The organism is Nocardia sp. NPDC058058 (genome assembly GCF_042885355.1).
In the GTDB taxonomy this organism is placed as follows: Bacteria; Actinomycetota; Actinomycetes; order Mycobacteriales; family Mycobacteriaceae; genus Nocardia.
Genome location: NZ_JBHVSA010000003.1, coordinates 1152205 through 1178221, shown reverse-complemented (window position 1 = coordinate 1178221; position 26017 = coordinate 1152205). Strand labels below are relative to the sequence as shown.

Below are 26017 nucleotides of genomic sequence, written 5' to 3'. Positions count from 1 at the left end.
GTTGCGCACCAGCCCTTTTAAGCCACATTGACAATCTGTGAATGCGCAGTCCCATTACATCGACCCCGTGCGGGGTAATCGCTTCCTCGCATTTCCTCCGACTGTGTTAAATACCGCCATCGACTAAAACCGCCTGCCGTAACACACCGGAAACCGTGGGGCACGCAATCACACACGGGTGCGGTAAGACTGGACGACATGAGCGACGTGAGGATCCGCACGGCCATCACCGCGGACGAGCCCGCACTATCGGAGCTCGTGCGGCGTACCTGGTCCCCGGCCACCGAGATCACACCCCAGCCACCCGCCGGCGAGCCGTTCTTCCACGAAGCCAGCCGCCCCGCGGACTACCTCATCGCCGAACTCGATGACCGTGTTGTCGCCTACTTACGCCTGGTACAACCGATCCCCGTCGACAGCTGCGCCCACGTCCGCCAAATCCAGGGCCTCGCGGTCGACGAATCCGCTCGACACCAAGGAATTGCCACCGCGCTGATCACCGCAGCGGTCACCGAGTCCCGCCGCCAGCACGCCTCCCGCCTGACCCTGCGTGTCTTATCGACCAACCTGGCAGCCCAACGCCTCTATGCCAGAATGGGTTTCACACTCGAAGGCACACTCCGCAACGAGTACTACCTCGAAGAGAAGTTCGTAGACGACCTGTTGATGGCGCTGCATATCTGATCCCCTCGCCGTCCATGCGGCGATTCCCATCGGGCTCAGATCGCGCGGGTGCCCAGGTCCTTGACGACCCGGGCCAGTGCCCGGATCGGTTCGGTGTCGCGGCCTGCGGCCCAGATCATCGCCCACTGCAAACGTGGGGCGTCGGAGACCGGGACGTACGTCAGGTCGGGGCGGGCGTGGAAGCGGGCAGCGTGCTCACCGAGCAGGTTCACCGAGCGGCCCTGGCTGATCAGTGTCGACAGTTCGTCCATATTGGTGACCTGGCCGTCACGTTCTACGCGGCGGCCGCGCGGTGTGGCGAACGGGTGGAATGCGTCCTGCCAGTAGCCGGGTTGATCGGGGCCGGTGGCTACGCTGAAGTCGCCCAGTACCTCTAGTGAGACCGAATCCCGTTGGGTCAGTGTGTGATCGGCCGCGACCGCGAGTACGCGGTCTTCGGTGAAGACAACGGGTCCGACGGTGAGATCGGGCTCTTCCACCGGGAGCCAGGAGATCAGCACGTCGATCTCGCCGCGGCGCAGGGGGCCGAAGGCGTCGACGAACGGATTGTGCCGCACGTCGAGCCGCCAGGATTGATGCCGGGTGGTGAACGTATCGAAGAACGGCCGCATATCGTGGGCGTTGGAGGCGATCACGCCCACGCGCAGTGCCGCGTGTTCCTCGCGAGCGGCCCGCTTCGCTTCGGCCAGAACCTCGTTCAGGTTCTCGTAGACCGGCCGCAGACCGTCGCGCAGCTGCTCGCCCGCGCGGGTCAATCGCACCACCCGGCTCGTTCGCGTGAAGAGCGCGGTGCCGATGGCGCGTTCCTGGGCTTTGATCGACTGGCTGACCCGCGGCGAGGTCAGGTGCAATCGTTCGGCGGTGCGTCCGAAATGCAGCTCCTCGGCGAGCGTCAGGAAGATCTCTATGTCGCGGAGCTCCACACCCCATCCTTTCTATTAATTAGCCGAACTTATCGTCCGTTTCGCGATGGCCGCTTGATCGGTCCCACCGGCGAAACAACGATGAGATGTCACATCGTCGTCAGAAGAGGATTCCCGATGAAGCAGCTCATCGTCATCTCCGCCATCACCGCCGGTCTCATCGGCTCTGCGGGTTCCGCGGTGGCACAGCCTGTTTCGGCGACCGAGGTCGCGGTGTCGAGTCAGGTCGGCGCGCCGGTGGCGGGTTCGTCCGAGGACGCGTTCTGCGCGATCATCCGATTCCTGAAGGGCGGCTGGGCAGGTCGGGCCACCGACTGCTCGTTCTGAGTGCACCAATCAGCGGAATACGTTCGACGGTAGGGGATTTCGAGAATGATCAGCAGGCGCGCCGGGTCGGCGATGGCAGTGTGGGCTGTCGCGGCATTGCTCACGGGGTGCGGGTCCACGACCGTGAGCACCCAGCCGACCTCCGGCACAGCGGCGGCGACGGTCACCACTGTGGCTCCGACGACCGCCGGAACCGGCGGTGAGCCAACCGCCACGCCGCCCACCCGGGACGATCCGACCACCACCGCAAGCCCGGTCGCCACGACACCGGCCACCCCCGCGGCTTCGGGCTGGGATCCGTGTGGGTTCTCCGAATCCGAGCTCAGCGCTGCCGGTTTGAGCGCTACCGGTAAGCAGCGGGTCACCACCTCGAAGTATCCGGCCTGCAAGTGGATGGCCGCCGACGGCAGCTTCGATCTCGTCGCGGTGGCCTCGGCCGATTCGCTGGACACCGTGCTGGCACCGGGCACCTACACCGATCTGCGGCGGTCGACGTACTACGGGCACGACTTCGCGGTGTTCCGCTCGGTGCAGGACAGCAACAAGATCGGCTGCATCACCGCCTCGGTGGCTCAATTCGGTACCGCCGTGCTCACCCTGCGGTTCCTCGGGGGTTCCACCGCGTCAGGCGACCCCTGCCACGCGGTCCAGAAAGCCAGCGCCGCCCTCACCAAGAATCTCCCCTGATCGGACAGCGTCCGGCTTCGTAAACCAAAGTCCGGGAGAGTTGCGGGAAAGCTCGCTTACCCCAGCACATTTCAGCTCGATGCGGCTGATGATCGTCTTGTCGAATCGCCGCGCTCCGAGGGTCGGATGGGTCAGAATCGAAGGGTGCTCTGTTGGGGCCCAAGCGATTTCGGATGACATCGGCGTCACCGCTTGTCCCCGTCCGGCCCCGTCGCGTCGTCGCGCGCGGGCCCTCGATCGCGCGTGGGTCCACGGCCCGCGCCGACCCTCCGGCGCAAGGATGAGAGACCATGACTCTGCTGACCTACACCGTGCTCACCGACCCCGCGGCCCTGGAGGCGTCGAAGGCGGGGCAGCCCAGTTCCTTTGGGACGGTGTATCTGCTGGTCACCAATTCCGGCAGCACCGCAGCCCATTGGTCCAGGAATGAGGTGAAGGTGCCCATCGGCAATGGCGCCGACCACCTGACGCCGGACATCAGCCTGGTCACGGCCAGCGCCGAGTTTCACGGCGCTCAATCGGGAGTGCAGTCGCTGAGTGTTCAAATCCAAGCCGCCGCAGGAACTTTCCAGATCTCCAAAGGCTCCCCGGGCAAGGTTCGTTTCGCTCCCGGCGATAACCTGGTGCTGAAGTTGGAGGATGTCCCCGTCGCCGAAACCGCCGGGCTGGCTGTGCTGAGCGTGCGCGAGTCCGCCAGCAGAGCACAGAATGCCAACCCGAGCAGCAGCGTCACCTCGGTGCCCCTGGTGAAGACCGCGCCGAAGTTCGTCGCGCCCAGCAACTTCCGTCCCGATCAGGCCATGGTGGACGACGGCGACGCCATCGTATTGCGTTGGGACGGACCCGACGATCTCGCCTACACGATCGGATTGCCGGACGGCACCCTGGCATCGGTCACCGCCACGGGCGAGTGGCGGCCCGACCCCAAGACCGGCCCGAAACGCGACGCCACCTACACCCTGATCGCCACCGATCCCGCCACCACGCGGCAATACTTCCTGACCACCACCGTCCAGGTGGCCGAACCGACCTTCGGGAGCGGGATCCGGACCGCCCGCGTCCATGGGTTGCCGGGGACAGGCAGACTCGAGTTCACCTCAGCCGGGGTGCGGGTCGCCGATCCGGTCGGATCCGATGGCGAGCTCACCGCGGCCAAGGTCGGGGCCGCGCTGGTGACCACCCAAAAGGTCACCGGGCCATGGGCGGCCACGGGCGCAATCGCTTTCGGGGCGAGCGGAATACTGGTCTCGAACAACTCCGGCGGTGAATCAACCGTCACCGCGGGCAAGATCGAGGCGGGCAGGGTCGCGACCGAGCTGGTGAACGCCGCACGCGTGCAGGGGCCGGGCAGTCGCGACGGATCGATCACCTTCCCCGAGGCCGGCATCCAGGTATGCAATGGCGCGTTCGACAACGCCCCGCGGTACGGCTATGTATTCGCCGAGTCGGGCATCTATCAGAATCAATCCTTCAGCGGGACAACGGAGAACCGTTGGATCGATCTGACGGACGGCGGGGAGGTGTCGGTGAAACAGCGGCACGCCGATGGGACGACAACCTACGGGACCATCAAGGTCTCCCGGATGGATACCGATTACGCCCGCTGGTGAACGGATGCCTCTGCTACCGATGGTAGCGACGGCGCATGGGTCTGGTTGCCGAGGATCCCGATGAATGGGATCTCCGGTATTTGATTCGGGCAAGAGCTGCTTCTGTGAGACGCGACACCCCAAATGTCCGGTTTTCGGCAGAACTGAAGTGGCTTTCGCCACGATGAAAGGCCTTCCCACCCATGCGCATCCGATCTCTTCGATTGTCCCTCGCGGTGCTGGCGACCGCGGTCGCGGCCGCCACCGCCACCACCGGCATCGCAACCGCAGGCCCCGATTTCGGCAGCTCAGGCAGTAGCTCCGGCAGCGGCGGCGCCAGCGAAATGACCATCACCCTGGTGCGCCACGCCGAGTCCCTCGGCAACACCTCGGGCCTGATCGACACCAAGGTGCCCGGACCCGACCTGTCCGCGCGCGGCCGGACCCAGGCGGACAACCTGGCCACCGTGCTGAACGACAAGAAGTTCGACTGCGCCTTCGCGTCCAATATGGTGCGCACCGAGCAGACCGCGGCACCGACCGTCGCCAAGAAGCACCTGAGCGTCAACGTGCAGCCCGGCTTCCGGGAGATCGAGGCGGGCCAGTACGAGGGCACCCCGGAGGCCCAGGCCATGGCCGGGTACCTCCAGGCGCCGATCAAGTGGATTTCTGGCGACACCAGCGCACGGATTCCCGGCTCGATCGACGGCAAGGAATTCGACGACCGCTTCGATCAGGCCCTGCTCGATGTGCAGCGTCGTAACTGCGCCAACCCGGTGATCTTCTCGCACGGCGGCACCATCATGTTCTGGTCCATGATGAACGCCAGCAACGCCGATAAGAGCAAGCTCGGCACCGATCCGATGCGTAACGGCGGCCGCGTGGTTCTCAAGGGCAGCCCGCAGAAGGGCTGGACGATCATCGAGTGGGTCGGCAACCCCGACCTCGGCTGATCCAAGCCTTCCGCGCCCCGGTGTCACCGAGTCGGTGACACGGGGGCGCACCCGTATCTCAGCTCAGAGTCCCATCGCGAAGGCGGATCGAAGGCGGTTCAATCCATCGCGGATCCGGCTTTTCACGGTGGCGAGCGGAATGTCGAGCCGGTCGGCCAGCTCGCTGTAGGTGAGCCCGCCGAAATACGCCAATTCGATGCTCTCACGCTGTAATTCGGTCAGGAGGCCGAGTCCGCGCAACACCGCGCGGCGCTCGTCACGCTCCTGAACCGCTTCGAAAACGAAGTCGCGGTCGATACTTCGCTGCATCTCGCCGTAGCGCACATCGCGTTCGAAAGCCGCACGGTCACTTCGTATTCGGTCGATGGCACGTCTTCGGGTCAGCACGATCAGCCATCCGATCGGTGAGGCCAGCCGCGAGTCATATCGCGTCGGTGATGACCAGACTTGTAGGTAGACCTCCTGCGTCACCTCCTCTGCTGCCGCGCGGTTGCGCAACATGCGCAGCGCGACCCCGAAGACTCGATGACTGGTCATTCGGTAGAGCTGAGTGAACGCATCGCGGTCCCGCGAGGAGATGCCCGCCAATAACTCAACGCATAACTCAGCAGTTTCGGCGGATGACCGCACGTCAGGGGAATAGACCTCGCTGATCGACGTCACGGCTTCGGATGGATCAAGCAGTTGCAGGGCACTGGGAGGGGCCTCATATGTCACGATCACCTGCGTTCCTCCCCAGCGGCAGGCCACTGGGACATTGGTAGGCCACCCGCCCTTCCAGCGAAGCAACCGTCGGTGCTCTCGGTCGTGTCTATAGGCGAGTTCGACACCGCGGGATGCCCGGTTTGGTAGCAAAGCGAGTTCTCGAGCAGGTCGCCTGTCCAGAACCTGTGGCGTTGAGGTCAGAACCAGCGTGCCAGCAGGGTCGCCAGCCCATCCTCGACAACGGGTAGACAGACTTCGTCGGCCGCGGCACGAACGACGTCCGGGGCTTGCCCCATGGCCACCCCGTGGGCGGCCCAGGCGAGCATGTGCAGATCGTTGACGCCATCACCGACCGCGAGGGTTTCACCCTGTGCGACACCGAGTTCGACCCTCAGCTTCTCCAACGCCGACGCCTTCGTCACCCCGGCCGCGGTAGCCACCAGCCACGGCGTGTCCAGGCTGATCGAGCATTCGATCCATGGCATCGACGCGACGGACAACGCGGCGGCCAGGTCAGCACCGGTTCGACCCGGCCAGTGCACGGCCAGCCGGGTGGTGCGATCACCGACGCCGTCGTCCTCGGCGGTGAACACCGCGCCGGGGAGCAACCGGCGGAACAAGGCCACTGGTTCAGCCGGGTCGAACACGATTCGGTCGAGAATCTCACCGGTGGCGGCGTCGAGCCGGATCGCGCCATTCGAGCAGATCGCTACGCCGCTCGACAATCCGAGTTCGCTCAGAAACGGACGCACCGACCGCACGGGCCGACCAGTGCACAGGACCACGTGAGTACCGGAGTGCGCCACTGCCGCCACAGCTGTACGAACACCGGGACTGATCATGGTGTGCGCCAAGAGCGGATCCCCATCCTCGGCGCAGATCGTGCCGTCGATATCCAGAGCCACGAGACGAGGCCGCCAACCTTGGGGACGAGCCATATCGCGCACCTCACCGATCGCGTACTACCGGCACGGAGTCGGCCGGTACCACGGAGGAGCGAAGCCCCCGATACCCGTGAACGATAGCGATCCGGCCCGACAAGCGATTCCGAAACCTCTTCCGGGACGACCGCAACTGCACGACTGCCATCGCCCGGCGCACGCTGAGCGCGACTAATCCTCAGGGGCCAGGAGTTCGGCGAGAGTGTCCAGACCCGGTAGGTCGAGGCCACCGCCCGCGTGGGTGGCGCGGCCCAGAAGTTGTTGTAAGCGGGTGTTGAGTGGGGCGGGGATGCCGTGCAGGCGAGCGAGGAGGGAGATTTCGCCGTTGAGGTAGTCGACTTCGTTGGTGGGGGTGCCGCGGGCGAAGCTCTGCCAGGTGGATTGCCGTCCGGCGGTTACGCCGGATCGCTCACTGAAGTGACCCTGGGCCGGATCCAGGATCAAGGCGGCGGTGTCCGCGGGGTCGAATCCAACGGCGGTGAGGACGGATCGGGCCTCTGCCGAGAGGGCTTGGCCGACAGCGTCTTTCGTTTGTCTGTCACCGGCCAGGACTTCGACCCCGTTTCGCACGCTGTGAACTATCTTCGCGGCCTTATAGGAGCGGATGTCGGTGACCTGCTTGATGAGGAAGTTCGCGTCGTGCAGGTCCGTGGTGACGACTTTCAGGGCCTGCTCGGCGAATTCGGGTGTGAGCGTGCTGGCGATACCGGCGATGGCACCGCCTATGTAGGGGTGTCCACCGACGCGGACCTCACCGGTGCGGGTGTGCTGGGCGGAGATGAGAAAGACCGCGCCCAGCACGGTGTCGAACCAGCGGGCAGTGGTGCGTTCGGCGTCCAAGCCGTTCTGCACGGTGACCACCGGGACCAGATTCGCGGCGATGCCCCGGACGGTGCCCTGTTCATCGGTCACCTCGCGCCATGTGAGGGCGGGTGCGACGGTCGGCAGGTCCTGGGATTTGACGGCCAGCACGACGATGTCACCGGTCCGGAGGCCCAGATCGGAGTCCAGCGCCACGGCCGGGAGCCGGACCTCCCGAGGCCCAGCATGCGAGTGGTACGACAGCGGTTGTGCCGCAAGATATTTCAGTGTCGCGCCGCGGGCCACCAGTACTACGTCGTGGCCGCGATCTCCGAGTTCGACGGCCAGGGAGACCCCGACCGCGCCCGCGCCGACAATCACATATCGGGTCATCGATCCGCCCGGCGCAGGAAGGTCTCACCGGCGCGCACCGGGAAATCGAGACGGTTCTCCGGCGGCGGCAGCGGGCACAGGTAGTGGTCGGAGAAGGTGCACGGCGGCAGGTAGGCACGATTGAAGTCCACGACAACACGGCCCTGACTGTCCGGAGCGGGGATGGTGAGAAATCGGAAGCGCTGGGTCTGGCTGCCGTTGGTGGTATCGGCGAAGGTGAGCTGAATGTCCCCGTTCGGGGCGCCCGCGCCCGACAGCACAAGCTCCCGGCCGTCGACGGTGATGCGCACGCGCACACCGGTATTGGTGCTGACGAAGCCGTCGATGTGGTCGAGTAGCAGTGGCGCGGAGCCGGTTTCGGCGACACCGTCGAACACCCACGCCCGATCCGGGGTGAATGCGTCGATCCCTTCCAGACCCGTGCGGGTCGACGCGTTCGGGTCGAATACCCGCAGGGCGATCTCACCGGCCCGAATCAGCGGTTGCAGCAGCAGATCTCCGCTGGGCGCCCGATCACCGGGTACGAGTTCGAGATGAAAGCCGGAGCCATCGCCGATGGCGCGCCCGTCGGCCGCGACCCACTCGCCGGGAACGCCGTCGATGCGCAGCGGGATATCGCTGAGCCAATGGGTTCCGGTCGCGGCCGCCAGGCCGTGCGCGTCGGTGGCGAGCGTTTCGCGCTCGGCGTGCCAGCGCTGCCAATCGGACACCCAGGTATCGGTTGCCGTTGTCATCGAGAATGCCTTTCGAGGGTGGATGGTTCCCGGCTGGACCGCGCTCGGCGTCCGGGAATCGCGGCGATCAGCCGCTCGGTGCGGGAATCCTGCGGATTCCCGAAAACGTCTGCGATCGAACCGGATTCGACAACCGTGCCGCTGTCGAGCACCGATACCGTGTGCGCGATCTTGGCCACCACCGCGAGGTCGTGGGATACGAACAGGTACGCCAGGCCGAATCGCTGTTGCAGATCCAGCAGCAGATCGAGAATCTGCTCCTGGACCGATACGTCCAGTGCGGACACCGGTTCGTCCAACAGCACCAGATCCGGCCGCAACGAGAGGGCCCGCGCGATGGCAACCCGCTGGCGTTGGCCACCGGAGAGCTCCTCGGGCAGGCGATCCAGGGCGGTGCGCGGCAGTGCCACCGCGTCCAGGAGTTCGCCGACGCGGGCGTGTCGTTCGGCGCGGCTGCCGAGCCGGAACGACACCAGGGGTTCGACAATGCTCTCGCGCACCGTGAATCGCGGATCCAGTGCGGCATAGGGGTTCTGATGCACCAGTTGGAACCGGCGGCGCAGCGGGCGTTGCCGCCGCCAGGAGAGTCCGGACGTCTCGGTGCCATCGAAGCGCACCGTTCCGGCGGTCGGGGTCTCGAGGCCCATCGCGATGCGCAGCAGCGTGGACTTTCCGGATCCGGATTCGCCGACCACCGCGTGGGTGCGACCGGCGGCGACCCGCACTGATACATCGTTCAGCGCGACCACCGCCCGGCCCTTCCGCCCCCGGAATTCCTTTGTCACAGCGTCTATTTCGAGAATGGCCGCATGGTCGGACCGGTCCTGACCGCTCTCCCGGAAGCGCGGTTCCAGTACGCCGCCGTTCGCGAGTGCCGGTGCGGCCGCGATCAGCCGCCGGGTGTAGGTATCCGCGGGGGCGACGAGAATCTCTGCGGGCGTTCCGGATTCGACGATTCGGCCCTGCCGCATCACGATCACCCGATCGGCGCGGTCGGCCGCCACGGCGAGGTCGTGGGTGATGATGAGCAGAGCGATACCGCTCTCACGCACCAGCGACTCGAGGTGATCGAGAATGCGGGCCTGCACGGTCACATCCAGCGCGCTGGTCGGTTCGTCGGCGATGATCAGCTCGGGCCGCCCGGCCAGGGCGATCGCGATCAGCACCCGCTGGCGTTGTCCGCCGGACAGCTCGTGCGGATAGCGGTGCACGTGCTGGTCGGCGGCGTCGAGCCCGGCGGTGCGCAGCACCTCGAGAACTTCGGCATGCACTGCGGGACCGCGTATGCCGCGCAGCCGCACGGCCTCCGCGACCTGGGTTCCGATCTGCTGGGTCGGGTTCAACCCGACCATCGGGTCCTGTGGGATCAGGCCGACTGTCGATCCACGCAGGGATCGGATTGTCTTCTCGCGAGCTCCGACGATCTCGACACCCTCGACTCGAATCGAGCCGCCGGTGATCCGCGCGTTGTCGGACAGCAACCCGATCACCGCGTGCGCGGTGGTGGACTTGCCGGAGCCGGATTCGCCGACCAGCGCCACGATTTCGCCGGGTCGCACCGCCAGCGAAACATCATGCACGGCCGTCACCACGGTGCCACCGGTCAGGTAACCCGCTGAGAGACCGGAGATTTCGACGATCGGCGAGCCGGTGCGGACGATGGTCGTGGACGCCGTCATCGACGTACCTCCCGCAGCGTATGCGCGATGTGGTTGAGCGCCAGCACCGTCAGCGCGACCATCGCACCCGGCAGCAGCGACACCCAGGGCGCGGTCACCAGGAAATTGCGTCCGCTCGACACCAGCGACCCCCATTCGGCCCGCGGCGGTGCCGCCCCGAAACCGAGGAAACTCAAGGCCGCCACCGCGATGATCGCGGTCCCGAAATCCAGCACCGCCAGCGCCAGCACCGGACCCCACGAATTGGGCAGTACGTGCCGGATCAGCACGCGCGGCCACGATCCGCCGCCGGACCGCGCGGCCTCCACGTAGGGCAGTGTCTTCACCCGCAGCACCTCCGCACGCGTGGTGCGCGCGAAGCCGGGCACCGTTCCGACACCGACCGCGATGGCGACGGGGATGGTGCCGAATCCCAGGGCGGTGACGATCGACAGGGCCAGCAGCAGACCCGGAATCGCCAGCTGCACATCGACCACTCGCATGATCAGCGCGTCGAGCACGCCCCCGAGGAATCCGGACAGCACGCCCAGCACCAGTCCCGCGCCGAGCCCGATGGCAATGGCGATGAGGGCGGCCTTCACCGTGAGGTCCGCACCGTAGAGGGTGCGGGTCCACAGATCGCGCCCGACATCGTCGGTACCGAACAGGTGGGCGCCGCTGGGCGGGCGCAATCGCTCGGCCGGCGCGGTGGCGTATGGCGCGTAATCGGTGAACAGCGTGGGCGCGAACGCCGCGACGATCACGAAGGCGACCAGCAGACTCGCCAGCACGAACCCGGGTCGGCGGGCCAATCGCAGCAGCCGCGAACCGGTCCGGCGGGTGTTCGCGTACGGTTCGCTCAGCACCTCGACGACGGCCTCGGTGGTTGTCAGCGTCTGCACCATCTCACTTGACCTCCGTGCTCGCGGGATGGGCGATGCGTGGATCCAGCAGCGGATACAGCAGATCGACGATCAGATTGATGAGCACGAACCCCGCCGCCGCGATCACGACGATCGCCTGCACCACCGGAACATCCTTGGCGAGCACGGATTCCTGGGCGAGACGGCCGATACCGTTGCGGTTGAACACGGTTTCGACCACGATCGCGCTGGTGACGGTGAGCCCCACCAGAACTCCGACAATGGTCAGCGCCGGCAGCGCCGCATTGCGGAAGGCGTGCCGCAACTGCACGGCCCCGCGGGAGAGGCCCTTGGCGCGGGCGGTCACGATATACGGCTCGCGCAGCGTGTCGTGGAAGCTGCGACTGAGCACCTGCGCCAGCTGCGACGCCCCCGGCAACGCCATGGTGATCACCGGCAAGACCAGGTACTTCCAGCCGCCCGAGCCCGACGAGGGCAGCCAGCCCAGATCGAACGAGAAATACTGAATGAGTCCGAGCCCCACCAGGAATGACGGGACCGCGACTCCCAGCGCCGGTGCGCGGTCCAGCAGAATTCGCACTGGCCCGATGCGCACGAACGCGGCCAGATACGCGACACCGGCACCGAGGACGATCGCGAGCATACCGGCGATCAGGCTCAATGTCATTGTGCCGCCGAGCCTTTCGGTGAGCAGGTGGCTCACCGGCACCTGTTTGGCGATCGAGGTGCCGAAGTCGCCGTGCAGCGCGCCGATCAGTGCGGAGAAGTACTGGTCCGCGACCGGTCGGTCGAGTCCATATTTCGCCTTGGCGGCCGCCAGCTGCGCCGGTGTGAGGGAATCGGTTTCGATTCCGGCGGCGCTGAGCTGAATCGACACCGGATCACTCGGCAGCAGGTAGAGCACGACGAAGGTGAGGGTGAACGCCGCCCAGAGCACACCTACCGCCTGCACCACGCGCCCGGCGATATAGCGGATCACGGCTGGATCCAGACATCGTGCAGATCGATGAAGCTCTCCGCGGTGAAGCGGAAGCCGTTGACCCGGTTACGGATTCCCGCGTATTGCACCCGCTCCGACAGCGGGAAGGTGATGCCATTGTCGATCAGCGTGCGCTGCAGCTCGGTGTAGATCTGCTCGCGTGCCGTCGCATCGGTGGACTGCACCGCGCGGGTGAACAGATCGGCGATCTGTGCGGCCGCGGCGGGCTTCTGGGCATTGCGCGCCAGCGCCTTCGAATTGGCCAGCGCTTCGACCAGAATGAATTGCAGTGCACCGGGATCCGCGCGGGTGAAGTATCCCTCGACGAGGTCGTACTGGCCGTTGGCGATGACCGCGGGGCGCTCGGCGGCGGTGACGGTCTTGAGTTGGAGCTCGATCCCGCTCTGGCGCAACTGATCCTGGATCAGCTCGGCTCCCACACTGGCAGCGCTCAGCGGCTGCACCAGGGTGAGTCGCTTGCCGTCCTTGGAGCGGTACTGGTCTCCCGGGGCGATCTTCCACCCCGCAGCGTCCAGAATGCGTCCGGCCTGCGCCGGGTCGTAGGTGAGCTTGGCGCTCTGAGCGGCGTAATACGGGGTGGTGCTGTCGAACGGCCCGCCGACCACCGGGTAGTCCGCACCGAAGATGGTCGCGGCGAAGGTCTTCAGGTCGATGGCGTGGTAGAGCGCCTGGCGGATCTGGTCATCGGCCAGCGGGTGCCCCTCGGATACGTTGGGGTACAGCGTGTAGGAGACACCCGGCAGCGGGCGCGAACGCAGGTACGCGCCGGAGCGGCCGATCAGGGTCCGGTCCTCGACGGTGAACGGGTTGCGCGGCCAGGCGATGTCGATCTGTCCGCTGACCAGGTTGCCGGTGCGCACGCCGTCCTCGGCGACGTAGCTGACCTTGACCTTGTCCAGGTAGGCGTCGCCGGTGTTCTTGTTCAACGGCGAGGGCCAGTGGTAGCCGGTGCGGCGGCTCAGCGTCACTCCCTGGTTCGGGGTGTAGTTGTCGAGCGTGAACTGTCCGGACCCGACGACGTCGCCGAGGCAGCGCTGCTGTGCGGTCTTCTGGAACGAGGCCGGTGACAGCAGCGCCAGGTTGGTGGTCGAGGTCGCTTGCAGGAATGAGGAATTCGGCTTGGAGAAGTGGAACCGGACCGTCTTGGCGTCGACCACCTGCGTCGACTCGAGCCCAACGATGTAGCTCGCGCCGTAGGCGGTGCCGCCCGAGGTGCGAGCGAGATCGGCGAATCCGTCGAAATTGGTCTTCACCGCCGCGGCGTCCAGCGGCGCGCCGTCTGCGAAGGTGACACCGTCGCGCAGGGTGAAGGTGTAGTCCAGCCCGTCGGGACTGATCTGCCACGCGGTCGCCAGCCATGGCACAATCGCGCCGGTCTCCGGGTTCTGATCGGTGAGCGAATCGGCGAAATTCCGGATGAGCGAGCGGTGTTCGATCCAGTAGGTCTGGAATGGGTCGATGCAGGCGAAGGCCACATTGTCCGGGAAGAACGCCAGATTCAGGGTGCCGCCCCGAACCGGTTCGCGGCCTTCTCCGGACGGGCCGCTGGCCGCGTCGGTGGTGCCGCCGCAGGCACCGGTGAACAGGGTCAGTGCCGCGACAGCCGCTGCGACACCGAACTTTCCGAATGTTCGCGGACTGCGCGCGGGCCGCGTGGTGGTCATCATCGCTGGGTGTGTTCCTCGGGTGTGGGCCCCGGGCACGGGGCTGTCGACAGGTGGTGGCGCGGTGGCGAATCAGGTGTGCGGCAGCAGCACCGCACGACCGGCGCTCAGTACTGCGGTGTCCTCCTGCGGAGGATGCACGCGCACACAGAGCACATCGCGCAGATGACGTTCGAGCGGGTTGTGCCGCGTCAGCGCGGCATTGCCCAACGCGGCGACCGCGGTCTGCACCGCCGCGACCACCGATCGTGCGATGAGTACTTTGACCACCGATAGCCGCTGTGCCACATCGTTTTCGCCGACCTCGAGGCGATGTAGCGTGCCGTACAGCAGGGTTTCAGCCTGCACGATCTGGGCCTCGATCTCACCGGCGACCGATTGAATCCGCTCGGTCTGGGCGATCGGTTTACCGAGCGCGGTCGGCACGCGAGTACGGGCGTACTCGGCGAAGGCCGATCGTGCTGCCCGCGCCACGCCGACGTACAGCGCCGCATGCCCGAACGAGGCCGGACCCGACGCGGCCGCAGGATCTCGGTAAACGCCGTCCTGGAAGGGGATCTCCGAGAAGTTCTCCAGGGGCACTCGAACATCGGTGTAGCTGACGTCATGGGTGTTGGAGGCGCGCAGGCCCAGATGATCCCAGGTGTGGTGCCAGGTGATGCCGTCGGCGTCGGCGGGGACGATCAGATGTCCCACACGGGCCGGGGATTCATCGGTCACCACCCACACCAGGTGGTAGGACAGTGCGGTGCCGCCGGTGGCGAAACTTTTGCGGCCGTTGAGGATCCAGCCATCGGCGGTGCGACGGGCGAGGGTCGCGGGCAGACCGCCACGCGCGGGCGCACCCAATTCGGGCTCGGCACGGATCGCGTTGATCAGGATCGGCTGCTCGCTCGAGCGATCCAGCACCGCGCGGTACAGCTGTTCCGGCCAGTTCCCGGCCGTGGCCTGTGCGAGGTGCGCCGCCAAGGTATTGGCGACGATCAGGGCCACCGACGGATCACCCTCGCCGATCGCCACCAGCAGCCGCGCCACCTCTGCGTGATCCAGCTGCGGTCCGCCGTACCTCGTGGATACCGTGGCCGTGAGATACCCGCCGCGATGCACCGCGAGCAGCCCCGCCTCGGGAATATCCCCGCTGCGATCGTATGACGCTGCGGTAGAAGCGATTTCAGAGGTCAGGGCGGCCAGAGCGGCCGGTGAGGTGTCGGGCACGGTCAGCACGGGACCGGCGGTGGCGGTCATGAGCGGCCCACCGTGGCCAGCGCGCCCGGGTAGTCGGCTTGCAGCCTGCCGCGCTGACCGGTCGCGGCGCGGTGTTCGAGCTCCTGCCGGACCAGTGGCAGAACGTACCGCCCATAGTCGATGACGTCGTTGAGCGTGTCGTATCCACGGATGGAGACCAGGCTCGCGCCGAGATCGATGTAATCCAGGATCGCGGCGGCCACCGTCTCGGGGCTGCCGACCAATGCCGTCGAGGCACCCGCACCATTCGTGGCCGCGGCCGTCCTGGTCCAGAGCGCGCGGTCGTAAACCTCTTGGCGGCGGGCGAATTCCAGCGCCCGCTGGGAGCCGACGTTCTGTGGTTCGGCCGCGCTCACCTTGCGGTACGCACCACGCTCGAAAGTCTGTGTGATGCGCTCGACGTAGTCGTACGCCTTGGCCCAGGCCAGCTCATCGGTGCGGTCGACAATGGGGCGGAAGGTCACCCAGATGCGCGGGCGAGCGGTGCGACCGGCCGCGGCGGCGATGCCGTGCACCCGGGCGATCTGGGATGCGATGTCCGCCAACGGTTCTCCCCAGAACGAAAAGATGTCAGCCTTGGCGCCACCGATGTCGAACGCGGCATCGGATTGGCCGCCGATCGAGATCGGAATCGAGTCGGCGTACGGCGGGAAACCCGGCCCGAAGTCGTCGAATCGATAGTGTTCGCCCACGTGGGAGAACGGTTGCGTCTCGGTCCACGACCGGCGCAGCACATCGATGAATTCGCTGGTGCGCGCGTATCTTTCATCCTTGGTCGCGTAGTCGCCCTGCCGGGCCTGTTCGGCGTCATTACCCCCGGAGATCAGATGCACCAGCGCGCGACCCTCGGTCAACTGATCCAGCGTCGCGAGCTGTTGCGCCGCGACCGTGGGGAACACCGTGTTCGGGCGGACCGCGACAATCGGCTTGATCCGTGCGCTCAGCTGGCCCACCGCCGAGGCGAGCACGAACGAATCCGCGCCCGCGGAGCCGTACGGCAGCAAGGTGGCATCGAATCCGCCGTCCTCCAGCGCTCGCACGTACCGCCGCACGAACGGCAGGTCGATCCCCCGGGACGGTATCGGCTCCAATTCGGTCGAGGCATTGGTGTGCGTGAGGCTGATGAATTCCACCTCGGTCGCGGCGGTTCCGGGCACCGCGTTCGATTCCGGATCGGCAGTCATAGGGTTCCTCTCGGCGAACAACACTCGATAATTCGTCATGCTAGGGAGACAACGCCGGCGGAAACAGAGTTCTCTTCAGCGAATTCAATTCGGATAGCCGATCGCGACCGATAGTCGAAATGCGTTCGCCGCATTCGAATCTCGCGGATCGAAAAGCTACCCGAATTACCGAATAGACCGTTCGGCAGCGCGCACCGAGTCGATCGCTCAGCGCGTCTTCCTGGTCAGTAGGCTTTGCCCGGGTTGAAGATTCCCGCCGGGTCCAGCGCCCGCCGGATGGCGTGCTGCACCCGCAGCGCATCGGCTCCCTGCTCACGCTCGAGCCACTTGCGTTTGAGCACCCCGACGCCGTGTTCGCCGGTGATGGTGCCACCCAATTCCAAGGCTGCGGCGAATATTTCGTCGGCGGCCGACTCGGCCCGGGCGCGTGCCGCGAAATCGCCGTCGGGCACCACGATTATCGGGTGTAGATTTCCGTCTCCGGCATGGCCGAACGTATATATCCGGCTGTCGAATTCGGCGGCGATCGCGCTGATACGGCGCACCGCGTCGGCGATCCGTGACCGGGGGACGGCGATATCCTCGATGAGCGCCCGACCGTGCCGCTCGAGTGCGGGCAGCGCCGCCCGGCGGACCGCGAGCAGTTGGCTCGCCGCGTCGGGATCGCCGCCGACCTCGATGCGAGAGGTGAACTGCCGCAGCACATCCACGATCAGATCGGCTTCCGCTCGGGAGCCGAATCCGTCGGTCTGCGCCACCAGGAAGGAACCGGCCGCGTGCCCTCGCACGCCGAGCAGGTCCTGCGCCTCATGCAGCGACGCCGCGTCGAGCAGTTCCAGCATGGCGGGACGTACCCGTGCCGCCAGCACTCCCGCCGCCGCGGCAGCGGCCTGATCGACGTCGTCGAAATATGCGGCGATGGTGACGGTGTCGACCGGAATGGGCTGCAACCGCAGCACCGCCTCGACGATGACGCCCAGGGTTCCTTCGGAGCCGGTGAAGAGCCCGGTAAGGTCGAGTCCCGCAACGCCTTTCGCCGTGCGACGGCCGGTCTGGACGAGCGTTCCGTCCGCCAGTACGACACTGAGCCCGAGCACCGCGTCCCGGGTCACGCCGTATTTGACACATCGCAGTCCACCGGCGTTCGTGGCGATGTTCCCCCCGATGGTCGAGATGGCAACGCTCGCCGGGTCGGGCGCGTATCGCAGCCCGTGCTTGGCGGCTTCGGCGTCGAGCGTGGCCGCGCTCACTCCGGCCTGCACCACGGCCAGCTCGTCGACCGGCGAAATCTCGAGAATCCGGCGCAGTGCGCTGACATCGAGCACCAGCGCACCCCGCCCCGCGCTCGCGCCACCGGCCAGCCCGCTGCCGGCGCCCCGGACCACCACCGAAAGTCCCTGTTCGGCAGCGTAAGTGACCGCACGCCGCACATCATCGACATCGGCGGCGATCACCACCAGCTCCGGCGTTCCCGAGGGCTCATACCCGGACCTGTCCACCCGGTAGGTGTCGGCGATATCCGGCCCGGCCAGCACGGTTCCGGAGAACAGCGCCGCCCCGGTAGCCGACAGCGTCACCGGATCCGGACTCACCGCGTGGCTTCGGATTCGGTCGCGCCGGTGGCGACGGGCAGGGCGGGATCCGAACTCCATTGCGACCAGGAGCCCGGGAACAGCGCCGCGTCGATACCGAGAACGGCCAGCGCGGCGATATCGACGGCCGCGGTCACGCCGGATCCGCAGTACACCCCGACCACCGGGGCATTCGAGATGCCCGCGCCGGCGAATCGCTGCTCCAATTCCGCTGTCTCCCGGAAGAATCCACGCTCGTCGAGCAGCGATCCGCTGGGCACATTGCGCGCCCCCGGAATGTGACCGGCCACCGGGTCCAGCGGTTCGGACTCGCCGCGGAACCGCTCGGGAGCTCGCGCGTCGATCAGCACACCGCGCTCGGGAACCTCTCCGGCCTCGGAGGCGGTCAGGGTGGCCAGCTCGCCGTCGTAGAGATCCTCGCGTTCGACGACGATATCGCCGGGGACCGACACCACCGCACCGGTATCGAGTGCGCGCCCCGACGCGGTCCACGCGCTCAGGCCGCCGTCGAGAATGCGCACATCGTGGATTCCCGCCGCGCGCAGCACCCACCACGCGCGTGCCGAACCGGCACGATTCCAGTTGTCGTACAGCACAATCGAAACCCCGGAGCGCACACCCCAGGCACGCGCGGCGGCCTGTAGTGCCGCGCCCGAGGGCAGCGGATGGCGGCCGCGCCCGGTGATCGAATGGTCGGTCAGCTCGCTCTCGAGATCGGCGTACACCGCACCGGGAATGTGGCCGAGCGCGTAGTCCGCACGCCCGTCCGGGCGATCGAGCTGCCAGCGCACATCGAGCAGGGTCGGCGGTTCCCCGGCACGCACTCGCTCGGCCAGCTCGTCGGCGGTGATGAGAATGCTCGCGCGCAGTGCGCTACTTCGGATCGTCATGACAGAACTCCTCTCCGAGGACGAGCAAACCCGACCCCGGTGGCGCGGTGAAGTCTTGGAATCAGGGCAATCCCAACGTCTGCGCGCGGTGCACGAGCGAGCGTACGATCGCCGACCACATCAGTCCGGGAGTGCGGGAGCGACCATGACAACAATTGGGCAGCAAGATAATTCGGAAGCGACACCGAGCGAATGGCGCGATCACGGAGTCCGGGTCATTCGATCGGGACAACTCGACTCCAATACGGCGCAGACCCCGGGTATGGACCGTGCGGCGGCGATCAACGCCGCCCGGGTGGGTGCACAGCAGATCTGGGCGGGCACGGTCACCATCCATCCGGACGCCAAAACCGGTGCTCACCACCACGGTGCGCTCGAGAGCGTCATCTATGTGGTGCGCGGGCGCGCTCGCATGCGGTGGGGAAATCAGCTGGAGTTCGTCGCCGAGGCCGGGCCGGGCGACTTCATCTTCGTCCCGCCGTATGTCCCGCATCAGGAGATCAACGCCAGCACCGATGAACCGCTCGAGTGCGTGCTGGTGCGTAGTGACAGCGAAGCGGTGGTGGTGAATCTCGATATCGAGCCGGTCGAAGCGCCCGAGACCGTGCATTGGGTGGATCCGATTCATCCGCACCCTTGATCGTCGAAAGGTCACGCGCTCCGATCAGAACTTCCGATCTCTTTCGATAATCGAATTCGATCGATCGAATTGAATTCACGTGATCGCAAATGATTGACCCAAACACGTTCGGCGGGTTGAGTTTTCATCGGTCGGCGGGGTGTCGGTTCCGGCCGAACTCACACTTCGACGAACGGGTGACATGTCTACTCATGAAGAGGCCGATCGTCCGGCCGCACGACCCCTGATCCGTTCGCGGCGACGGCGCACCCTCTGGATCGCAGCGGCCGTCGCGGTCGGGGTTGCCGTCGCGGCGGGCGTGGTTGCCGGGCTGTCGGGCAGCGATGCCGACGACGCCGGGCCGATCACCGAGAACGGCACGCTGGTCTACGCGGTGGCGGGCACCCAGGTCTCGCTCGATCCGGCGGTCGCGGCGACCGCGGTGACCAGTCTGGTCAATCGCAATATCTTCGATTCGCTGGTGGCGCAGACCGGTCCGGATTCCTTCGGTAAATGGCTGGCGGATTCGTGGACAATCTCGCCGGACGGCAAGACCTATCGGTTCGCTCTCCGCGCGGGGGTGACCTTCCACGACGGCACGCCGTTCACCGCCGACGCGGTGCGAGCCAGTCTCGATCACATCGTGGATCCGAAGACGAAGTCCGCGTATGCGGCATCGCTGATCAGCGCCTATCAGGAGACACGGGTCATCGATCCGCTCACCGTGGAAGTCGTTCTCAAACAACCGTTCACACCGTTCCTACAGGCACTGTCGACACCGAGTCTGGGCATCCAGAGCCCCAAGGCGCTGGCGGATCAGACCTATCGCCCGGTCGGCACCGGTCCCTTCGCCTATGAGAGCTGGGAGCAGGGCAAGGCCGAAACGCTGACCCGGTTCGACGCCTACCGCTGGCCCGCCCCGGGCAATGCCCATTCCGGTGCGGCGCGTCTGGGCAAACTGGTGTTCCAGTTCATCAATGAGGACGCCACCCGCTACGGCGCGCTGACCAGCGGTCAGGTGCAGGCCATCGGTGGCGTGCCGCCGGTCTCGGCGGACGATCTGGCCAAACGCGAGAACTTCACGCTGCACTCGGACGAGACGCCCGGCCTGAACTACAACGTGTATCTCAATCAGTCGCGTGGGCCGCTGGCCGATCCGCTGGTGCGCCGGGCGCTGACCGCATCGGTCGATGTAGCGAAGCTGGTGAAGAACATCTACTTCGGCCACTATCCGGTGGCGGACAACGCGATCAGCGAGGTGACCGCCGGATATGACGCCTCGGCGCGCAAGGACCTGACTGCCTTCGACCCCGACAATGCCAAGCGGCTGCTCGATCAAGCCGGATGGAATCACACCGATTCCGACGGCTTCCGGGTCAAGGACGGCGCGCGGCTGTCGCTGATCTGGCCGTACTGGCCCGACGGCACCCGGGAACAACGCGATGTGGTGGCGGACGGCATCCGCGCCCAGGCGCGCACGGTGGGCATCGATATCCAGCGGCCCACCGTCGACACCGGCACCTACGTCGACAAGTACCTCATCGGCGGCGGCTATGACCTGGTGGATGTCAGCTTCGCCCGGCCCACGCCCGACGTACTGCGATTCGCGTTCTTCTCCGCCAATACCTACGCCAAGGCGGGCGGCAATGTGGCACTGGTCAATTCGCCGCAGCTCGACTCCTGGGTGACCGGCGCCGCGGCCACCACCGACCCCAAGCAGGCCGCCGGAAACTACTCCTCGGTCCAGCACGAAGTGCTCTCCCAGGCATACATCATCCCGATCTACACCCCGGTAAGCCTGACCGGATACGCGAAGTCGGTGCGCGAGTTGACCTTCGACGCCCAGACCTACCCACGGTTCTACGACGCCTGGCTCGCGGCGTGACGCAATCGCCCGGCACTCCACAGCCGGGGTCGGCACCTGAACCCTCTCAGCAGCTGTCCCGACTGGCGCGGCTGACTCCCGACAACTCACGACGGCTGATTCGACCATCGCGGTGGCTGCCAGACGCGCTGCGGCGGTTGCCGCAACCCGTACGGTGGCTCGTCGGACGCCTTGCTCTCGCAGTGTTGGTGATCTGGGCGGCCGCCACACTTACTTTTGTTGGGCTGCAAGCTATTCCGGGGGATCCGGCGCGGGCGATCGCGGGTGGGGTGGCGGCGACCAGTTCGCCGCAGGTGCTTGCGCAGATCCGGTCGGAGTACGGGCTGGATTCGCCGGTCCATGTGCAGTACGCCAGGTTCCTCGGGCGTCTGGCGCATGGGGATCTCGGAACTTCGTATCAGCAGCATCGTCCGGTGCGCGCACTCATTGCCGAGCAACTGTGGCCCACTGTTGAACTCGCGGTCGGTGGGCTGGTGCTCGGGCTCGCGGTGTCCGTTGCGGTGGCGATGTTCACCGCTCAGCGGCCGCGCTCGCGGGCTGTGGCGCGGACGGTCGAGTTCACCGCGCTGTCCATGCCCACCTATTGGGTGGGGTTCGTGCTGCTGGCACTGTTCTCGTTCCATTGGCAGGTGTTCCCGGTGGTCGGCGCGACCGGGCTGCGCGGACTGGTGCTGCCGTGGCTGACGCTCGCCGTTGCTGTGGCCGGGGTGCTGTCACAGGTCACCCGAGACGGGCTGGAGCAGGCGCTCGAGCAACCGTTCGCGGTCACCGTACGAGCGCGCGGCGCGACCGAACTCCGGGTGCGAGCCGGGCACGCGTTGCGACATGCGGCCGCTCCGGTGCTGACGCTCTCGGGCTGGATGCTGGGGAATCTGCTCGGCGGTGTGGTCGTGGTCGAAACGGTCTTCGCGCGAAAGGGTTTGGGCCAGTTGCTGGTAACCGCGGTGCGCGGCCGCGACTATCCGGTGGTGACCGGCACGGTGGTGCTGACCGCCGCGGCGTTCGCGGTGATCTCGATCGTGCTCGACCAGCTTTACCGGCTGGTGGATCCCCGGATTCGGGAGGTGGCTCGGTGAACGCGCCATCGACACGGACGCGGGAGACATCGGACCGGCCTCGGCCGCTGCGACATTGGTTTCGGACGACGCTGAATCGTCTGCGGAACCGACGTTACTGGCTGCGACCGGGGAGAGCGGGCACTGCGATCGTGCTGGCGCTGGCCGCAATCGCGGTTATCGCACCTCACCTGTTGGCGGGCTCACCGGAGGCCATCGACCCCGGCATCGCACTCCAGGCCCCAAGCGGCACACATGTTTTCGGCACCGACTGGCTGGGTCGCGATGAATACGCGCGCGTCGTCTACGGAGCGCGCGCCTCACTGCTGGTCGGGATCGGGTCGACATTGCTCGCGACGGCCGCGGGCACGCTCTGGGGATTGGCCGCGGCGCTGGGCGGACCGGTCGCCGATCAGATCGGCATGCGGGTCGCCGATGTGCTGCTGGCGTTTCCGACCATTCTGATGGCACTGCTCGTGGTGGCGGTTCTGGGTCCGGGAACCGGCAATGTGGTGCTGGCCATCACCATCGCGCTGACTCCGGGTTTCGCCCGGCTGGTGCGGATTCGCACCCATCAGGTACGCCGATTGGCTTATGTCCGTGCGGCATTGGATCTGGGCATCACACCGTGGCGGGTCACCGTGCGTCACATCGTGCCCAATGTGCTGCTGCCGCTGAGTGTGCTGGTGGTGATCAATATCGGCACCGCGATCATTATCGGCTCCTCGCTGAGTTTCCTGGGACTTGGACCCGATACCGCGACACCGGAATGGGGCGCGATGCTCGCGCAATCCCGGAACTATCTGAGCGCCTCGTGGACGCTGGCGTTGTTCCCGGGGCTGGCGGTCACCCTCACCGTGATGTCGATCAGTGTGGCCGGTCGCGCCCTGCGCGAACGCGTGGAGGGAGTCGCTCGATGAGCGAACGGCTGTTATCGGTGCGGGCGCTGTCGGTGACGTTCGGTGACACAGTCGCGGTGCGGTCCGTCGATCTCGACGTCGACCGGGGCCAATGTGTGGCGCTGGTAGGCGAATCCGGGTCCGGCAAGAGTGTGACCGCACGGGCATTGGTCGGGCTGGCCGGAGTCGATGCCCGGGTGCGCGCGAGCGAGCTGACCCTCGGCACGGACGACCTGCGCCGCGCCGGCAACGCACGCTGGCGTCGAATCCGGGGCCGCCGTGTGGGTTTCGTCTTGCAGGACGCGCTGACCTCACTGGATCCGTTGCGCCGCATCGGCTATGAGGTCGCCGAACCGCTCGAAATCCACCGGCTCGCCAATGCCGACGAACTCGACGACGCGGTGTTCGGGCTGCTGCGGCGAGCGGGCATCGATGATCCGGAGCGGCGCTGGCGGCAGTATCCGCACGAGCTGTCCGGCGGTCTGCGCCAACGGGCGCTGATCGCGTCGGCGCTGGCGGCGGGACCGGAACTGCTGATCGCGGATGAGCCCACCACGGCGCTGGATGTCGTTGTGCAGCAGCAGATTCTGACGTTGCTGCGGGATCTGCGCGCGGCCGGGACCGCGGTGCTGCTGATCAGCCACGATCTGGCGGTGGTCGCCGAGTCGGCGGACACGGTCGCGGTCATGTACGCCGGAATCATTGTCGAGCGGGGACCCGCCGAGGTGGTGCTGGGTGCGCCCGCGCATCCCTACACCAACGAATTACTCTCCGCCGCACCGCGACTGGACGGACCGGTGCTGGCCTCCGCCGCACCGCGCTGGGCGGCACCGGCCGAGATCGGATGCCCGTTCGCACCGCGCTGCCCACTCGCCGACGCCGACTGCCGCGCGGGGATTCCCGAGCCGGTCGCGCTGGCCGACGGACGCACGGTCCGCTGTCTGCGTCCGGGCCTGGCCACGGCCCCGGTGACGCCGGTGTCCGCGCCGCCCGAACCGGTCGTCCCGGTGAATAAGGTTCCGCTGCTGGAGTTCCGGGGCGCGAGCAAGCGCTTTCGGTTGCCCGGTGGTGACCGCACCGTGGGGCTGGAACCGGTGTCGTTCACCTTGAATCCCGGGCAGGCGCTGGGTGTGGTCGGCGAATCCGGTTCCGGCAAGAGCACCTTGGCCCGGTTGGCGCTCGCGCATCTGACACCCGACAGCGGCGAGGTGCTGCTCGACGGCGCGCCCTGGTCAGGTCTGCGCGAACGCGAACGCCGACCACGCCGGCATCGCGTGCAGCTCATCGACCAGGATCCGTTGAGCGCCTTCGACCCCCGGCACTCGGTCGCGGCAATCATCGGTGAGGCGCTCGCGCGTATCGGGTCACGGGCCGCCCGCGCCGAGCGCGTCGACGAACTGCTCGCCGACGTCGGATTGCCGCGCGCGCTGCGCGACGCCCGTCCCGCGCGCCTGTCCGGCGGGCAACGCCAGCGGGTGGCCATCGCGCGAGCACTCGCCGCCGCACCGGATCTCATCGTCGCCGATGAACCGGTATCCGCGCTCGACATCACCATCCAGGCCCAGATCCTGGATCTGTTCGATCGGGTGCGGCGCGACAGCGGAGCCGCGCTGCTGCTCATCTCCCACGATCTGGCGGTGGTGCGCAGGCTGTGCCAGCGAGTCGCGGTCATCCAGCACGGACGCATCGTCGAGATCGGTGATACGGCAGCGGTTTTCGCCGATCCACAGCACGACTACACCCGCGAGTTACTCGCGGCTGTCCCGCGACCGCCGGGCCCGGCTACGGCGTCAGACCGCTCCTCCGGTCGCGACCGCGACCTCAACTCTGAGGCGACCCACGAACCTGCACAGTCTCCGCCCGAACACTCACTCTCGAAAGGAATCGCATGACATCGACCGACGACCCCCGGGTCGCGATCGTCACCGGTGCCGCGTCCGGCATCGGCCGCGCCACCGCGGAATTGTTCGCCGAGCGCGGACACCGAGTGGTCGCCGTGGACGTCGACGAGCGCGGCCTCGCCGCGCTGTCCGGCGATCCGGTGACCCTGACCGGTGACGTGTCCGCCGAAGCGGCGAATCTGGAAGCGGTGCGCACTGCCCTGGACCGGTTCGGCCGGATCGACACCGTGGTGCTCAACGCCGGGACCGGCGGCACGCCGCCGTTGGAGACGCCCGGCGCTGTCGATGCGGCCGACCGCATCTTCGGGGTCAATCTGCGGGGGCCGATTCATGGTCTGCGCGCGGCGATTCCGGCCCTGCGCCAGAGTGGCGGATCGGCGATCTTCACCGCCTCGGTGGCGGGCCTGCGCGGCGATCCGGGCAACTGGGCCTACAACGCGTCGAAGGGCGCGCTGATCAACCTGGTGCGCGCGTTCGCGATCGACTATGCCGCACAGGGCGTGCGGATCAATGCGCTCGCACCCGGCCTGACGCGGACCGGCATCACCGCGAATGTGCATCGGGATCCGACGCTGCTGGCGGCCATCGAACGCCGGATTCCGCTGGGCCGCTTCGCCGAACCCGTGGAACAGGCCGAAGCCATCTGGTTCCTGGCCTCGCCCGCGGCGGGCTACATCACCGGCACCACCCTGGTCGTGGACGGCGGTCTCGATGCCAACCTCGGCATTCTGCCGCTACCCGGCCAGGGCTTCTGATCTGCCAGACCGATTTCCGATAGATCCATCACCCTCACGAAGGAGCACA

Annotated in this window: 24 protein-coding genes; 11 read left to right on the top strand and 13 right to left on the bottom strand. The window is 66.9% G+C overall.

The genetic code is table 11. The features are described 5' to 3' along the window. Positions 1–198: 198 nt before the first annotated feature. The gene (locus ACFVUS_RS29080; RefSeq protein WP_387773317.1) at positions 199–684 is read left to right on the top strand and encodes a GNAT family N-acetyltransferase; all 486 of its coding nucleotides are present in this window, start codon (positions 199–201) and stop codon (positions 682–684) included. A gap of 35 nt (positions 685–719) precedes the next feature. Here the strand turns inward: ACFVUS_RS29080 and ACFVUS_RS29075 are convergent, their stop codons facing one another. Next, complete coding sequence (locus ACFVUS_RS29075) at positions 720–1607, bottom strand: LysR family transcriptional regulator (protein ID WP_387773314.1); 888 nt, start codon at positions 1605–1607, stop codon at positions 720–722. A gap of 117 nt (positions 1608–1724) precedes the next feature. On the opposite strand from ACFVUS_RS29075, the gene ACFVUS_RS29070 reads away from it, so the two are divergent. The 4 genes from ACFVUS_RS29070 (at position 1725) to ACFVUS_RS29055 (ending at position 5163) form a co-directional block, all read left to right on the top strand. Then, positions 1725–1934: a hypothetical protein gene (locus ACFVUS_RS29070; RefSeq protein ID WP_387773311.1), complete on the top strand. Its 210-nt coding sequence runs from the start codon at positions 1725–1727 to the stop codon at positions 1932–1934. A 45-nt stretch (positions 1935–1979) separates the two neighbouring features. Beyond that, a complete protein-coding gene (locus ACFVUS_RS29065; RefSeq protein ID WP_387773308.1) occupies positions 1980–2621 on the top strand; it encodes a DUF3558 family protein in 642 nt (213 codons plus the stop codon). 290 nt (positions 2622–2911) lie between these two features. Continuing rightward, positions 2912–4231 (top strand): hypothetical protein, encoded by a 1320-nt coding sequence (locus tag ACFVUS_RS29060; RefSeq protein WP_387773305.1) that lies wholly within the window; start codon positions 2912–2914, stop codon positions 4229–4231. 182 nt (positions 4232–4413) lie between these two features. Continuing rightward, positions 4414–5163, top strand: a complete 750-nt coding sequence (locus ACFVUS_RS29055; RefSeq protein WP_387773302.1) for a histidine phosphatase family protein — start codon at positions 4414–4416, stop codon at positions 5161–5163. A 63-nt stretch (positions 5164–5226) separates the two neighbouring features. Here ACFVUS_RS29055 and ACFVUS_RS29050 read toward each other — a convergent pair whose 3' ends face one another. From ACFVUS_RS29050 to ACFVUS_RS28995, 12 genes are all read right to left on the bottom strand, one after another. After that, positions 5227–5886 (bottom strand): sigma-70 family RNA polymerase sigma factor, encoded by a 660-nt coding sequence (locus tag ACFVUS_RS29050; RefSeq protein ID WP_387773299.1) that lies wholly within the window; start codon positions 5884–5886, stop codon positions 5227–5229. 179 nt (positions 5887–6065) lie between these two features. After that, complete coding sequence (locus ACFVUS_RS29045) at positions 6066–6806, bottom strand: HAD family hydrolase (protein ID WP_387773296.1); 741 nt, start codon at positions 6804–6806, stop codon at positions 6066–6068. A 174-nt stretch (positions 6807–6980) separates the two neighbouring features. After that, positions 6981–8003 carry a ketopantoate reductase family protein gene (locus ACFVUS_RS29040; RefSeq protein ID WP_387773293.1) on the bottom strand — a complete coding sequence of 341 codons (1023 nt, stop codon included), beginning with the start codon at positions 8001–8003 and terminating at the stop codon, positions 6981–6983. Beyond that, positions 8000–8737: a DUF1684 domain-containing protein gene (locus ACFVUS_RS29035; protein WP_387773290.1), complete on the bottom strand. Its 738-nt coding sequence runs from the start codon at positions 8735–8737 to the stop codon at positions 8000–8002. Before ACFVUS_RS29035 ends, ACFVUS_RS29040 begins: the two co-directional genes overlap by 4 nt. Then, positions 8734–10416, bottom strand: a complete 1683-nt coding sequence (locus ACFVUS_RS29030) for a dipeptide ABC transporter ATP-binding protein (RefSeq protein WP_387773287.1) — start codon at positions 10414–10416, stop codon at positions 8734–8736. The genes ACFVUS_RS29035 and ACFVUS_RS29030 overlap by 4 nt, the downstream gene beginning before the upstream one ends. Further along, a complete protein-coding gene (locus ACFVUS_RS29025; protein WP_387773284.1) occupies positions 10413–11300 on the bottom strand; it encodes an ABC transporter permease in 888 nt (295 codons plus the stop codon). Before ACFVUS_RS29025 ends, ACFVUS_RS29030 begins: the two co-directional genes overlap by 4 nt. Before the next feature lies 1 nt (position 11301). Next, positions 11302–12258: an ABC transporter permease gene (locus ACFVUS_RS29020; protein WP_387773281.1), complete on the bottom strand. Its 957-nt coding sequence runs from the start codon at positions 12256–12258 to the stop codon at positions 11302–11304. Then, entirely contained in the window at positions 12255–13946 is a 1692-nt protein-coding gene (locus ACFVUS_RS29015) for an ABC transporter substrate-binding protein (RefSeq protein ID WP_387773279.1), read from the bottom strand. The genes ACFVUS_RS29020 and ACFVUS_RS29015 overlap by 4 nt, the downstream gene beginning before the upstream one ends. Positions 13947–14015: 69 nt before the next feature. After that, entirely contained in the window at positions 14016–15188 is a 1173-nt protein-coding gene (locus ACFVUS_RS29010; RefSeq protein ID WP_387773276.1) for an acyl-CoA dehydrogenase family protein, read from the bottom strand. After that, positions 15185–16372 (bottom strand): LLM class flavin-dependent oxidoreductase, encoded by a 1188-nt coding sequence (locus ACFVUS_RS29005; protein WP_387773273.1) that lies wholly within the window; start codon positions 16370–16372, stop codon positions 15185–15187. The genes ACFVUS_RS29010 and ACFVUS_RS29005 overlap by 4 nt, the downstream gene beginning before the upstream one ends. Before the next feature lie 224 nt (positions 16373–16596). Then, positions 16597–17964, bottom strand: a complete 1368-nt coding sequence (locus tag ACFVUS_RS29000) for an FAD-binding oxidoreductase (RefSeq protein ID WP_387773270.1) — start codon at positions 17962–17964, stop codon at positions 16597–16599. Beyond that, complete coding sequence (locus ACFVUS_RS28995; RefSeq protein ID WP_387773267.1) at positions 17961–18854, bottom strand: sulfurtransferase; 894 nt, start codon at positions 18852–18854, stop codon at positions 17961–17963. Before ACFVUS_RS28995 ends, ACFVUS_RS29000 begins: the two co-directional genes overlap by 4 nt. 145 nt (positions 18855–18999) lie before the next feature. Between ACFVUS_RS28995 and ACFVUS_RS28990 the strand changes: the two genes are divergently transcribed. From ACFVUS_RS28990 to ACFVUS_RS28965, 6 genes are all read left to right on the top strand, one after another. Further along, entirely contained in the window at positions 19000–19494 is a 495-nt protein-coding gene (locus tag ACFVUS_RS28990) for a cupin domain-containing protein (RefSeq protein WP_387773264.1), read from the top strand. A gap of 181 nt (positions 19495–19675) precedes the next feature. Then, positions 19676–21358: an ABC transporter substrate-binding protein gene (locus ACFVUS_RS28985; RefSeq protein WP_387773261.1), complete on the top strand. Its 1683-nt coding sequence runs from the start codon at positions 19676–19678 to the stop codon at positions 21356–21358. Then, positions 21355–22434, top strand: a complete 1080-nt coding sequence (locus tag ACFVUS_RS28980; RefSeq protein WP_387773258.1) for an ABC transporter permease — start codon at positions 21355–21357, stop codon at positions 22432–22434. Before ACFVUS_RS28985 ends, ACFVUS_RS28980 begins: the two co-directional genes overlap by 4 nt. Positions 22435–22565: 131 nt before the next feature. Further along, positions 22566–23333 (top strand): ABC transporter permease, encoded by a 768-nt coding sequence (locus ACFVUS_RS28975; RefSeq protein WP_387773255.1) that lies wholly within the window; start codon positions 22566–22568, stop codon positions 23331–23333. Then, entirely contained in the window at positions 23330–25204 is a 1875-nt protein-coding gene (locus ACFVUS_RS28970; protein ID WP_387773252.1) for a dipeptide ABC transporter ATP-binding protein, read from the top strand. Before ACFVUS_RS28975 ends, ACFVUS_RS28970 begins: the two co-directional genes overlap by 4 nt. Next, entirely contained in the window at positions 25201–25968 is a 768-nt protein-coding gene (locus ACFVUS_RS28965) for an SDR family NAD(P)-dependent oxidoreductase (RefSeq protein ID WP_387773249.1), read from the top strand. Before ACFVUS_RS28970 ends, ACFVUS_RS28965 begins: the two co-directional genes overlap by 4 nt. The last annotated feature ends 49 nt before the right edge of the window (positions 25969–26017 follow it).